This is a genomic window from Litoreibacter sp. (assembly GCF_058136045.1).
Genome location: NZ_JBYVDD010000007.1, coordinates 95162 through 106762 on the forward strand (window position 1 = coordinate 95162; position 11601 = coordinate 106762).

Sequence of the window (11601 nt, forward strand, 5' to 3'; positions counted from 1 at the left end):
AGTGCCTCTAAGGTTGCAACTAGAGTAGTGCTAATGCGCCTAGGGAGCGGGTTCAAATGGCAAATAGTGATATGATAGATCAAGGTTGGCTATTGGCCCCTGACCCCGACCGCGCTGACCTGACGCGGGCGGTTACGGGAACGGATCATACCGGAGCGCAGGTGGATCTGCGTGTGGTCGAGGAACGCCCGCTAACGATCTACCTGAATTCACGCGAAATTGTCACCGCCATGACGATTGGTGATCACCCCAAATATCTGGCGCTGGGTTTTTTACGTAATCAGGGCATGGTAAGTGATGGGGATCAAGTGACGGGCATCGATTATGATGAGGAGATCGCGACCGTGGTGGTGCGCACGGCGCTCGAGACGGATCACGAGGAGAAACTTGCCAAGAAAACCCGAACCTCCGGCTGTGCAATCGGCACGGTATTTGGCGATATGATGGAAGGGCTGGAGGGGCTGACCTTGCCCGATTTGCAAGTGCGGACTTCGGAGTTGTATGCGCTGGCCAAGCAGATCAACACGGTCCCGTCATTGTACCTGTCGGCAGGTGCCATTCACGGCACGGTGCTGTGCCAAGGCGCGCAACCGTTGGTCTATATGGAAGATGTCGGGCGCCATAATGCGGTGGATAAAGTGGCTGGCTGGATGGCTGTAAATGGCGCAACGGCGGCCAATAAGGTGCTTTATACCACGGGGCGGCTGACTTCCGAGATGGTAATCAAGACGGCGCTGATGGGCATTCCAGTGCTGGTGTCGCGGTCGGGATTTACCGCGTGGGGGGTGGAGATTGCGCGCCAAGTTGGGCTGACGTTAATTGGGCGAATGCGCGGGCAACGGTTTGTGTGCCTGTCTGGCGAGCAGCGCTTGATCTGGGATGCGGATGTGTCGAAAATAACGGATGAGCCGAAAAAGTCTGGCCGAAAGGGCGCTGCATGAGCAGATATGAGTTGGAGTATATACCTGATACTAAAACCACAATCGAAGCGATGAAATTGGCGGGAGGCACTGTTTTTAAGGGGCCATCCAAGCTGCTGCTTTGGGCGCATGTGCTGGTGGCGGGGCTTTTGGTGCCGGCAGGCTTTTTGGCACTAGTTTTATTCGTTGAGATCAGTTTCACCGGCAATGTCTCGCTTTGGCATCCTCTTTGGTATGTCGCCATATTTGTGGTGGCTGGCGCTGCTGGGATGTTGCTGACCCATGGCACTTACTGGGTGACGGCAAAGGCGGCAGGCGCCTCGCGTTTCGGCAGGCACGTGCGTCTCTCAATTAGTGCAGAGGAATTTGTATTTGCGGGCGGGAAAAGTGAGTGGCGAATGGCGTGGAGCGACGTCGATGCTATCGTGAAAGGCAAACGAGCTATCGTAGTTTGTACTGGCGCGGTTGCGCTTCCGGTTCCGATTGACGCGTTCGAGACGCAGGATATTGCGATGACTGCTTTCAATCAAATGGTACAATGGCATGATGAGGCCGTCAGATGAAACAGCCAGCAGGGGTCATTCTAGCAGGCGGCCAAGCGCGCCGTATGGGCGGTGGCGACAAAGGGGCATTGCCCTTGGGGGGGGAGACGTTATTGGCACGCGTGATCGCACGCCTAGAGCCTCAGGTGGCGGAAGTGGCATTGAATGCGAACGGGGATGCGGCGCGGTTTGATGACTACGGATTGCGCGTGATTGCCGATAGCGTGGCGGGTTTTCCGGGCCCACTCGCCGGGGTTCTGGCGGGCATGGATTGGGCGGCGGAGCGCGGCCATACTCATATTGTGACCGCCGCGGCTGATACGCCGTTTTTCCCCTGTGATCTGGTGCCACGATTGATCCTCGCTGCGGAAGATGCGCCGATTGCTTTGGCCGCGACACCGGACCCGACGCGGGGCATGTCACGCCACCCAACGTTTGGAATATGGCCCGTTGGTCTGCGCGAGGACTTGCGTGCCGCTTTGAAAGACGGCGTGCGTAAGGTCGTGGCTTGGAGCGATAAACATGGCAGCGTCACGGCGCAGTTCCCGGTCGATACCATTGATCCGTTTTTCAATGTGAATACGCCTGAGGATATGACGCGTGCAGAGGGGATGATATGAAGGTCTTCGGGGTAACTGGTTGGAAAAATTCCGGCAAAACTGGCTTGATGGAGCGGCTGGTCACAGAGATCACCAAGCGGGGGCTGACGGTCTCGACGCTCAAGCACGCACACCACTCGTTTGATGTGGATCACGAGGGTAAAGACAGCTACCGCCACCGGGCGGCGGGGGCATCTCAGGTGATTTTGTCGTCGCGAAACCGGTGGGCCATAATGAGCGAGCTTCGCGAGGCAAGCGAGCCTAAGATGGAGGAGTTGCTAACCAAGCTGGATCCGGTGGATTTGATTTTGGTCGAAGGGTACAAGCGCGAAAACCACGACAAGATTGAAGCGCACCGCGCGGTGACCGAGCAGCCTTTGATAGCGCCCGGCGATAAGACAATCAAAGCGGTAGCCAGCGACAGTACGCCGGACGTCGGGGTGCCTGTACTGCATTTGGATGACACCGTGGGCATCGCTGATTTCATCCTAAAGCGCGTTGGGCTTGGAGGGTAGAAAATGCTGATACTGAAGGCTGAATTGCTGGTGTTGGAGCAGACGCAAAAATGGAGATTGCAATGAAGCGCGCGAAATCCCCGCGTCCGCCGAAGCTGCGCGACGATTGCTTTGCACTGCCTGCTGGGGTGACTTGGACGCCGGTGGATGAGGCGCTGGATCGCCTGAAGGGGGCGCTGACCCCGGTGGTAGACATCGAAGTTGTGCCACATGATCAGGCGGTTGGTCGCGTGGTGGCAGATGTTGTGGTGGCGCGGCGCTCCAACCCGCCAGCACCAAATTCTGCGGTTGATGGGTACGGGTTTGCGCATGTGGCAACTGGCGAGGGCGATCAGGTTTTACCACTGGTCACTGGGCGAGCAGCGGCTGGGATGGCATATGTGGGAGCGGTGCCCGTAGGCTCCGCTATTCGGATTTTAACTGGGGCGATATTGCCGGATGGCGTTGATAGCGTCGTGTTGGAAGAGGACTGCACTGTGACCACGACACATGTGGCATTTCGCGGTCCGGTGCGCGCCTGCGCGAATGCACGCAAGGCGGGTGAAGATGTGGTGGCGGGTGCTCAGGTGTTCGCGGCGGGCCATGTTGTACGGCCCCAAGATGTGGGGCTGTTGGCGGCTTTGGGGGTGGATCGCGTCCCTGTATTCCAGCGGTTGCGCGTGGGCGTTTTATCCACGGGGGACGAGTTGGTGGCCCCGTCAGAGAAAGCTCCGTCTGACCGCACCTATGATGCCAACCGCCCGATGTTGTTGCAACTGGCGCAGGCATGGGGTTTTGAGGCCGTGGACCTAGGTCATGTGGGCGACGAGCGCGCGACGTTGCGAGCGCGCCTTGATCTGGCGGCCGGGCAGTGCGACGTGATCTTGACGTCTGGTGGGGCCTCGGCGGGTGATGAAGATCACGTTTCGGCTTTGCTGCGCGAGAGCGGGAATTTGCAGGCATGGCGTATTGCACTGAAGCCGGGGCGCCCGCTGGCGTTGGCTCTGTGGCAAGGCGTGCCGGTGCTTGGGTTGCCGGGAAATCCAGTGGCGGCGTTTGTGTGTGCGTTGATCTTTGCACGGCCGGCTTGTTTGAAATTGGCGGGGGCGGCGTGGGCCGCGCCGCAGGGGTTCATGGTGCCAGCGGCCTTTGAGAAATGTAAAAAATCGGGGCGGCGGGAATATTTACGCGCCCGAATGCGCGATGGCGCGGTGGAGGTGTTCGCCTCGGAAGGCTCGGGCCGCATCTCGGGGCTAAGCTGGTCAGACGGGTTAGTAGAGCTGCCAGACGCGGCGGTGGATATCGTGTGCGGAGATATGGTGCGCTACATTCCCTATGGCAGTTTTGGGCTTTGATGAAGATCGTTCAGGGTTTTGAGGAGCAGTATCGCGACACTGTTGCGCGGCTGTTTTGGGGCGCGTTCTCAGACAAGCTAGGGATGGTTCTGGGGCCGGAGGAAAAGGCGCTCAGATTTGTGTCCTCCGTGTTGCAGCCACAGTTTTCGATTTGCGCTCTTGAGGGGGATCACTTGCTGGGCGTCGCCGGATTTAAGACTGCTGATGGTGGTCTGGTTGGTGGTGAACTGGCTGATTTAACAGCTATATATGGTCTTTTGGGTGGGCTTTGGCGCGGCGTGCTGTTGGATCAGTTAGAGCGTGATTTGGCCGATGGACAACTGCTTATGGACGGCATCTTTGTGGACGCGGATGCGCGCGGCCAAGGTGTCGGATCGGCCCTGTTGGATGCAATCATCGAGCGGGCAAAGCAAGAGGGTCTGCAAGAAGTCAGGCTGGATGTGATCGACACCAACCCACGGGCGCGGGCACTGTATGAGCGCCAAGGATTCGAGCCATGTGGAGAGGTAAATACATGGCCGTTGCACCGGGTGTTCAAGTTTCGCAAGGCCACTACAATGGTGCGAAAAATTGACTAGTCGAAGGTGCCAGTCACCCGCCCTAGCAGCATAAAGCAGCGGGCGGTGCGCGTATCGGCCAATCTGGTGATGTCCTGATCTGTTGCGGTTTCAGCAAAGCGGGCGAATGTTTTGTCAAACTGGCGCAAAAAGTGGTGCACTGCGTCGCGAAACACCGCATCCGCGCGCATTCGCCCCGAGGCCAACGCAAGGCTGGAGCGGTCATGTACGCCGCCAATGCCAGCCACTGCTGGGCCACGATCCCCATTGGCAAAATGACGCCATAACTCGGGGCGCGAGCGGTCAGGGTTCAGGTCATCCATGTAGATGCCGTCCTGCGATAGCAGGGTCAGCACATCTTGCGAGGCACGTACCAGCTTAGAGCTTTCGTGATCGGCCAGCGCGCGGCGCAATTTTCGAAAGCCCTCAATGTCATTCTCGTCTTCGGGAAAATCGAGCGCACCGATGAAGTCGTCGACAGAAAGGGGTGGGCTCATAACTTCGGATGGGGTGCCAAGGGCCAGTGTCGGTTGGCTGTCGGCGCTGATGCCTGGTTTGATCAGTGCTGGCTGGGTTGGCGCAGGCGGGCTTACCGTCGTTTCGCGCGATGTGGCAAAAGTGGCGACGGTGTTTTGGGTTTGTTTTGCGGTGATTGCAATTTCGTCAAGCTTACGCTCCACGGCGGGCTTAATACCCATGCCAGAGGTCTGGGCCTGTGAAACATAGGCTTGGCGCATAGCGTCGATGGCTGATTGCAGCCGCGAGGCCTCTTCGCGCATGACGCGGGCGGTTTTGACCACTGTGGTCCCAATCCAGATCAGTGCAATTGGCAAGAAAATCGCCAACATGGCCACAAGGAAGGTGCCGCGTGTGGTTTCTTGCGCAGGGGTGAGGACGAGGAAATAAACTGCAACCGACAAGAGCCATATAACCGAGAGGGCGATGGCAATAATATCCGCCGCTGCCAGCCCTCGATCAGGGCGGGCGTATACCCCCAGATCCAAGGGCTTGTCGGTGATGATTTCTTGCTGCTGATCTGCCATGTCTGTGTTGCTCTTGCTGCCGCCTTCAGGCGTATTTAATCTCTAAAATTTCATAGCCCTTAGTGCCGCCGGGGGTTTTCACTTCGACGCTGTCGCCTTCTTCTTTGCCGATCAATGCGCGTGCTAGAGGGGAGTTGATATTAAGCAGCCCCTTATGGATATCGGCCTCTTGCTCACCTACGATTTGATAGGCCTTCTCTTCCTCGGTGTCTTCGTCGATCATCTTGACGGTTGCGCCAAATTTGATCGTGCCAGACAAGGTGGCAGGGTCTATGACCTGCGCAAGGCTGATCATGCCCTCAAGTTCTTTGATGCGCCCCTCGATAAAGGACTGCTTTTCCTTTGCCGAATGGTACTCGGCATTCTCGGACAGATCGCCATGCTCACGCGCTTCGGCGATGGCGACAATGATGGCTGGACGCTCTACCACCTTGAGGTGCTTTAGCTCGCCATCCAGCGCTTTGTACCCCGTAGGGGTCATCGGAATTTTTTCCATGGTCTCAATTACCCTTCAAGCGGCACGTTACGTGCAGCCTTTATTCACTTCACCTGTGTTGCTGTCTATTGGCAAGCGATAGTGACAGCGGTGGATTGCCTATTTTAGCGACTTTACGCAGTGTTACCACTTTTTGCGAACACCCGTCTTGGCTTGGCCGCTTATTGTGATGCCAGAAGTCGTCTTTGCAACAGGCTCTGGCGTGCTCGGCTCACCATCTACACCACAAGCACATAATAGGAGCGCGGTAGCCATAATTATCACATGTTTCATACCAGCTTTTCCTTCCAACGGGCAACTTGGACGCGAACATTGTCAGGGGCAGTGCCGCCATAGCTCGTCCGGCTTGCGACAGAGTTGTGCACCCCAAGGACATCAAACACATCCTTAGTGATCTTGGCATGGACTCCGGTCATGTCGGCAAGGCTAAGGTCGGGCAGGTCACAGTCTTTGTCCTCGGCGAGCTTAACCAATGCGCCGGTGATATGGTGTGCCTCACGGAACGGCATATTCAGGCTGCGCACCAACCAGTCGGCCAGATCGGTCGCGGTGGAGAACCCGGATGCGGCGGCCTTTTCCAGCGCTGGCTTATTTGCAGTCATGTCTGACATCATGCCCGTCATTGCTGCGAGCGCCAGCATCAGGCTGTCGGCGGCGTCGAACGTCATCTCTTTGTCTTCCTGCATGTCCTTGGAATAGGTCATCGGCAGGCCCTTCATCACCATCATCAACGCCACATTGGCCCCAAAAATGCGGCCAACCTTGGCGCGGATCAACTCTGCCGCATCCGGGTTTTTCTTTTGTGGCATGATGGATGAGCCAGTGGAAAATCTGTCGCTTAGTGTCACAAAGCGGAATTGGGCGGAGGACCAGATTACCAACTCCTCGGACAAGCGCGACAGGTGCATGGCGCAAATGGAGGAGGCGTTGAGGAAATCCAGCACGAAGTCCCGATCTGCCACTGCGTCCAAAGAGTTGGCGGCAGGGCGGTCAAAACCCAAAGCTTCGGCGGTCATGTCACGGTCAATCGGGAAAGAGGTGCCTGCAAGCGCTGCCGCACCTAAGGGCGATTCGTTCATCCGCGCGCGCGCATCTGTGAAACGCGAGGCATCACGGCCCAACATCTCGACATAGGCCAACATGTGGTGGCCCCATGTCACGGGTTGCGCGGTTTGCAGGTGGGTGAAACCGGGCATCACCCAATCCGCGCCCGCCTCGGCCTGTGCGACCAAAGCGGTTTGTAGGGCCTTTATGCCCTCAATCGCGGCGTCCATCTGGTCGCGCACCCATAGGCGAAAATCTAATGCGACCTGATCGTTGCGCGAGCGTCCAGTATGCAAACGCCCGGCAGGCTCGCCGATAATTTCGCGCAAACGTGCCTCCACATTCATGTGAATGTCTTCCAGAGCAGTCGAAAAAGCGAATTTTCCGGTCTCGATCTCTGACAAGACCGTGAGGAGGCCTTCCCTGATCGTCTTTGCATCGTTACCCGTTATGATGCCTTTGGCGCCAAGCATGGCGGCATGTGCGCGGGAGCCCTCAATGTCTTGGCGGGCGAAACGCTGGTCAAATCCGATGGAGGCGTTGATTGCTTCCATGATGGCGTCTGGACCGGCGGCGAAGCGCCCGCCCCACATGGCGTTAGATGCGTCTTTTGTTTGGTCGGTCATTGGCTGGCTCTTTGGAGAAGTGAAATGCGGTATTTGAAGTTCTTGGTGCTATACGCGGGCCTAGCCCTAGGTGCAAACCCTGTGGTTGCAGATACGGGGGCGCTGATCGCGCTGGCGCAGGGTGATTTGGGCCAAATTCGCTTCCATGCAAAGCCGCGCGCGGTGTCTGAGCTTGGTTTCACGGATGCAAATGGGGCGACCGTAAATTTATCGAGCTACCGTGGAAAACATGTGCTTGTGAACTTCTGGGCGCTTTGGTGCGCGCCTTGCGTGAAAGAGATGCCGTCACTGGAACGTCTTGATGCGACGCTGGGAGGCACTGATTTTGAGGTTGTGACAATCGCGACAGGGCGCAATGCCCGACCTGCAATTGATAAATTCTTTGTGAAAAAGGATATCAAACATTTACCAAAGCTGTTTGATCCTAAAATGGCCCTGATCCGCGACATGGGCGGCGCGGGGCTGCCAATGACAGTGCTCATTGGTCCTGATGGGCTGGAAATTGGCCGAATGCAGGGAGAGGCCGAGTGGGACAGCCCCGCGGCTCTGGCCCTACTGCAAGCCTGGGTGAGCGGCACCTGACCTCAAGGAGCGCCTCACGGCGCACTCCATTTTTGTTTGGCACTGTGTATTTCATCTTGCGAAAACATTCCCGCCGGAGGCTTTTTTGCTATGCTAGCGCAGCCACCAGCGGAGATGTTTTGGTTAGCCTTTTGCTTTGATCTTTTGCAGCAAGGGCATCAGTGAGCCCATATCGGGGCCGTGGTTCATGCCTGTGAGCGCCTTGCGCAACGGCATAAACAGCCCGCGCCCTTTGCGCCCGGATGCTTGCTTGACCGCTCCGGTCCATTCCGACCAAGAGGTGTTGGTGTAGGGGCCATCGGGTAGCAGCGCCAACGCATCTTTCACGAAATCTGCGTCCTCGTCGTCGATCTCCGGGTCGGCACCGTTCAGGCACAGATCCCACCAGCCTGCGATATCCTTGCGGGTGGTGATGTTTTCGCGGGCAACATTCCAGAACGCTTCTTGCTGATCGGCGGGGATATTCAATGCATCAAGGTCAGCTTTGACTTGCTCAGCAGTTTGGCCATGCAGGTGGCGCGCGGTCAGGGGGAACAAGTCCTGCTCGTCAAACTTGGTCGGGGCCGCGCCAAACTTAGACAGATCAAACCCGTCGATAAGGTCTTGCATGGAAGTTTGCAGCTCAATCGGGTCAGAAGAGCCAAGGCGCGCCATGTGCGACAGCAGCGCAATCGGCTCAACACCGGCTTCGCGCAAGTCGCGCAGGCTAAGCGTGCCAAGGCGTTTCGAGAGAGCCTCGCCCTGTGGTCCGGTCAAAAGTGAGTGGTGTGCAAAGCTGGGGACCGTGCCCCCAAGAGCGGTGATAATCTGGATTTGCGTCGCCGTGTTGGTAACGTGATCGGAGCCGCGCACAACATGGGTGATGCCCATTTCGGTGTCGTCCACAACCGATGCCAGCGTGTAAAGCACCTGCCCATCGCCGCGGATCAACACCGGATCAGATACCGATGCCGCGTCGATAGAAATATTGCCGACAATGCCGTCAGCCCATTCAATACGCTCTTGGTCCAGCTTAAAACGCCATACTCCGGTGCCGCGATCGGAGCGTAGGGCGGCTTTCTCTGCGTCTGACAGGTCCAGTGCTGCGCGGTCATAGACTGGGGGTTTGCCCATGTTGAGTTGTTTTTTACGCTTCAAGTCCAACTCGGTTGGAGTCTCGAACGCCTCGTAAAACCGACCATTGGCGCGCAACGCGTCGGCGGCAGCCATGTAGCGGTCTAGGCGCGAGGATTGCGTCTCGACGCGGTCCCACTCGATACCAAGCCACTCCAGATCAACCTTGATGCCATCGGCATATTCTTGGGTTGAGCGTACTGGGTCGGTGTCATCAAGGCGCAAGATGAACTGCCCGCCAGCTTTGCGTGCGATCAGGTAGTTAAACAGCGCAGTGCGCAGGTTGCCTACGTGAATATAGCCGGTGGGCGAGGGGGCGAAGCGAGTGATGGTCATGGGGCGGTCCTTGCTGGGGTTGGAGGTCGTGAACCACAAAGCCCCGCATTTGTCCATATGCGCAGGTGTTCACCTCCTCTTGATTGGCCTTGGATCACAAAGGGGTGTTTGCTGCCTGCATGACTTTCCCACAAAGGAGTTTCCCCAATGAAAATGACCAGACGCGCGGCCCTGACCATGGGGGCCAGCCTGCCGCTATCGGCGGCTTTGCCGCATGTAGCCACCGCCAAAGCCGAGATGAAAGGCATGGATATTGCCAAATCCCGCCGGGTGAAGCTTGGCGAGTTCGAAGTCACGACCTTGTTGGCGGCCACGTCGTCCATTGAGGACCCGCAAAGTATTTTCGGAATGAATGTCAGCCCGGAGGAGTTTTCCAAATCCTCGCAAGAGGCGTTTTTGCCCGTTGATAAGGTGCAATTTTTCTTCACGCCGACACTAATCAATACCGGCTCTGAGGTGATCTTATTTGATACCGGATTGAACGCTAAAGGTATCACCGCCGCGGTGGAAGCCGCAGGCTACACCACGGATCAGGTGGATAAAGTGGTCATCACCCACATGCATGGCGACCATATCGGCGGGCTGATGAACGGCGCCGAGGAGACCTTCAAAAACGCATCCTACATTACGGGCGCGGTCGAGCATAATCACTGGTCCAAGGCCGACAACAAAGGGTTTAAGTCCAAGGTCGCGCCGCTGTCTGAGAAAATGACAATGATCGAGGGCGGTGCGGCGGTTGCGTCAGGCATCACCGCGATGGACGCGCCGGGGCATACCCCGGGCCATATGGGTTATATGATCGAGAGCAATGGCGCGCAGTTGATGCTGATCGCGGACCTCGCGAACCACCCTGTTTGGTCACTGGCCAAACCCGATTGGGAGGTGCGCTTTGATATGGATAAGACACAAGCGGCCAAATCACGCCGCAAGGTGCTGGGAATGTTGGCCGCTGACCGTGTTGCGATGGTGGGCTATCACATGCCGTTTCCCGCCATGGGCTATGTCGCCACAAAGGATGACGGGTTCGAATATGTGCCGATGAGCTATCAGATGATGCTGTAACCAAGCGAGGCGGTCAGAGTTTTCCGGCCGCCTCGAACCTCTCCCACGCATAACGCAGGTATTCACTGCGAAAGCTGTGGCCGCCCTTGAACATGCAAAAGTCCAAAACGTCGCCCGCCGCGTTCCTGCTGTTTTTGCAGGTTAGCCGGTTGGTGCTGTTTGGCTGTGCCGCTTTGAACGCGCCATAGTTGCGGTACATGTCCAGCGCGTCAGACACTTTGCCTTGATGCGTGTTCAAAATTGGCCGCCCGTTTAGCGGGACGGTCGGGTCATTGTCCCCGTGAAAGTGGACGATGCTGGCAATTGGCCCGTCGCAATTCGCAGGCGGTTCCAACCAGAACGTGCCAGAGATCGGGGCGAACCCTGCGAACAGATCGGACCGCGCGCAAGCAAGGTTCCACGTCATCATGCCACCAGCAGAGAAGCCCGTTGCCATCATCCGGTCGGTATCAATCGGGAGGCGCGCCGAAGCATCTGTAATCACCGCATCCACATAGTTGAATTCGTCCGCACCGCTGCTGTCCATATGGCGTGGCGAATTGGGCAGGACCCAATCGTCCTCCTTCGATTTCAGCGCGATGAAGGCTAGCCCCATATCCGAGATGACACGGCGCAAATTACCATTGCGCATAAGTCCCCGCGCTGTGCCGCGATAGCCATGGGAGAACACGATCGCCCCGACGGGTGTTGCACCATCATGGCCTTCGGGCATTGCAACGCGGTAGGTCCGCTCGCCCAGCACGCAATCGGTATCCGCTCCGCAGGCAGCAGCAGGGCTGGCAAGGGCGATAAGGGCGGCGGTCAGTAAGGGTTTTGAATAGGTCATGCACGA

The 11601-nt window shown here is 57.4% G+C and carries 13 protein-coding genes; 8 read left to right on the forward strand and 5 right to left on the reverse strand.

The window, feature by feature from the left end; genetic code table 11:
• Positions 1–56 precede the first annotated feature (56 nt).
• The 6 genes from fdhD (at position 57) to AC3Y7R_RS11190 (ending at position 4488) form a co-directional block, all read left to right on the forward strand.
• Positions 57–941 carry a formate dehydrogenase accessory sulfurtransferase FdhD gene (fdhD, locus tag AC3Y7R_RS11165; RefSeq protein WP_490042126.1) on the forward strand — a complete coding sequence of 295 codons (885 nt, stop codon included), beginning with the start codon at positions 57–59 and terminating at the stop codon, positions 939–941.
• Positions 938–1483, forward strand: a complete 546-nt coding sequence (locus AC3Y7R_RS11170; protein ID WP_490042127.1) for a hypothetical protein — start codon at positions 938–940, stop codon at positions 1481–1483. The genes fdhD and AC3Y7R_RS11170 overlap by 4 nt, the downstream gene beginning before the upstream one ends.
• Positions 1480–2082, forward strand: coding sequence for a molybdenum cofactor guanylyltransferase MobA (gene mobA / locus AC3Y7R_RS11175; protein ID WP_490042128.1), 603 nt, complete (start codon positions 1480–1482; stop codon positions 2080–2082). The genes AC3Y7R_RS11170 and mobA overlap by 4 nt, the downstream gene beginning before the upstream one ends.
• Positions 2079–2576, forward strand: a complete 498-nt coding sequence (mobB, locus tag AC3Y7R_RS11180) for a molybdopterin-guanine dinucleotide biosynthesis protein B (protein WP_490042129.1) — start codon at positions 2079–2081, stop codon at positions 2574–2576. The genes mobA and mobB overlap by 4 nt, the downstream gene beginning before the upstream one ends.
• Before the next feature lie 62 nt (positions 2577–2638).
• Positions 2639–3910, forward strand: a complete 1272-nt coding sequence (locus AC3Y7R_RS11185) for a molybdopterin-binding protein (protein ID WP_490042130.1) — start codon at positions 2639–2641, stop codon at positions 3908–3910.
• Positions 3910–4488, forward strand: a complete 579-nt coding sequence (locus AC3Y7R_RS11190) for a GNAT family N-acetyltransferase (protein WP_490042131.1) — start codon at positions 3910–3912, stop codon at positions 4486–4488. Before AC3Y7R_RS11185 ends, AC3Y7R_RS11190 begins: the two co-directional genes overlap by 1 nt.
• Here AC3Y7R_RS11190 and AC3Y7R_RS11195 read toward each other — a convergent pair.
• The 3 genes from AC3Y7R_RS11195 to argH all read right to left on the reverse strand — a co-directional run bounded on the left by AC3Y7R_RS11195 (position 4485) and on the right by argH (position 7676).
• Entirely contained in the window at positions 4485–5510 is a 1026-nt protein-coding gene (locus AC3Y7R_RS11195; RefSeq protein WP_490042132.1) for a hypothetical protein, read from the reverse strand. The two genes, AC3Y7R_RS11190 and AC3Y7R_RS11195, sit on opposite strands and share 4 nt — an antisense overlap.
• Before the next feature lie 25 nt (positions 5511–5535).
• Positions 5536–6006, reverse strand: a complete 471-nt coding sequence (greA, locus tag AC3Y7R_RS11200; protein ID WP_490042133.1) for a transcription elongation factor GreA — start codon at positions 6004–6006, stop codon at positions 5536–5538.
• Positions 6007–6275: 269 nt separating this feature from the next.
• Positions 6276–7676: an argininosuccinate lyase gene (gene argH, locus AC3Y7R_RS11205; RefSeq protein WP_490042134.1), complete on the reverse strand. Its 1401-nt coding sequence runs from the start codon at positions 7674–7676 to the stop codon at positions 6276–6278.
• Positions 7677–7700: 24 nt separating this feature from the next.
• Between argH and AC3Y7R_RS11210 the strand changes: the two genes are divergently transcribed.
• Positions 7701–8258 carry a TlpA disulfide reductase family protein gene (locus AC3Y7R_RS11210; protein ID WP_490042135.1) on the forward strand — a complete coding sequence of 186 codons (558 nt, stop codon included), beginning with the start codon at positions 7701–7703 and terminating at the stop codon, positions 8256–8258.
• Between the two features lie 123 nt (positions 8259–8381).
• Here the strand turns inward: AC3Y7R_RS11210 and gltX are convergent, their stop codons facing one another.
• Positions 8382–9707, reverse strand: a complete 1326-nt coding sequence (gltX, locus tag AC3Y7R_RS11215) for a glutamate--tRNA ligase (protein WP_490042136.1) — start codon at positions 9705–9707, stop codon at positions 8382–8384.
• A gap of 147 nt (positions 9708–9854) precedes the next feature.
• Here gltX and AC3Y7R_RS11220 point away from each other — a divergent pair, with 147 nt between their 5' ends.
• Positions 9855–10769: an MBL fold metallo-hydrolase gene (locus AC3Y7R_RS11220; RefSeq protein ID WP_490042137.1), complete on the forward strand. Its 915-nt coding sequence runs from the start codon at positions 9855–9857 to the stop codon at positions 10767–10769.
• Between the two features lie 13 nt (positions 10770–10782).
• Here AC3Y7R_RS11220 and AC3Y7R_RS11225 read toward each other — a convergent pair whose 3' ends face one another.
• The gene (locus AC3Y7R_RS11225; RefSeq protein WP_490042138.1) at positions 10783–11595 is read right to left on the reverse strand and encodes a CE1 family esterase; all 813 of its coding nucleotides are present in this window, start codon (positions 11593–11595) and stop codon (positions 10783–10785) included.
• Positions 11596–11601 lie beyond the last annotated feature (6 nt).

What these genes read in the sequence shown, in the direction of transcription:
- gltX (WP_490042136.1), bottom strand. Translation starts at nt 9,707, where the DNA reads ATGACCATCACTCGCTTCGCCCCCTCGCCCACCGGCTATATTCACGTA.
- greA (WP_490042133.1), bottom strand. Translation starts at nt 6,006, where the DNA reads ATGGAAAAAATTCCGATGACCCCTACGGGGTACAAAGCGCTGGATGGC.
- AC3Y7R_RS11195 (WP_490042132.1), bottom strand. Translation starts at nt 5,510, where the DNA reads ATGGCAGATCAGCAGCAAGAAATCATCACCGACAAGCCCTTGGATCTG.
- AC3Y7R_RS11220 (WP_490042137.1), top strand. Translation starts at nt 9,855, where the DNA reads ATGAAAATGACCAGACGCGCGGCCCTGACCATGGGGGCCAGCCTGCCG.
- AC3Y7R_RS11210 (WP_490042135.1), top strand. Translation starts at nt 7,701, where the DNA reads ATGCGGTATTTGAAGTTCTTGGTGCTATACGCGGGCCTAGCCCTAGGT.
- argH (WP_490042134.1), bottom strand. Translation starts at nt 7,676, where the DNA reads ATGACCGACCAAACAAAAGACGCATCTAACGCCATGTGGGGCGGGCGC.
- fdhD (WP_490042126.1), top strand. Translation starts at nt 57, where the DNA reads ATGGCAAATAGTGATATGATAGATCAAGGTTGGCTATTGGCCCCTGAC.
- mobA (WP_490042128.1), top strand. Translation starts at nt 1,480, where the DNA reads ATGAAACAGCCAGCAGGGGTCATTCTAGCAGGCGGCCAAGCGCGCCGT.
- AC3Y7R_RS11190 (WP_490042131.1), top strand. Translation starts at nt 3,910, where the DNA reads ATGAAGATCGTTCAGGGTTTTGAGGAGCAGTATCGCGACACTGTTGCG.
- AC3Y7R_RS11170 (WP_490042127.1), top strand. Translation starts at nt 938, where the DNA reads ATGAGCAGATATGAGTTGGAGTATATACCTGATACTAAAACCACAATC.
- mobB (WP_490042129.1), top strand. Translation starts at nt 2,079, where the DNA reads ATGAAGGTCTTCGGGGTAACTGGTTGGAAAAATTCCGGCAAAACTGGC.
- AC3Y7R_RS11225 (WP_490042138.1), bottom strand. Translation starts at nt 11,595, where the DNA reads ATGACCTATTCAAAACCCTTACTGACCGCCGCCCTTATCGCCCTTGCC.
- AC3Y7R_RS11185 (WP_490042130.1), top strand. Translation starts at nt 2,639, where the DNA reads ATGAAGCGCGCGAAATCCCCGCGTCCGCCGAAGCTGCGCGACGATTGC.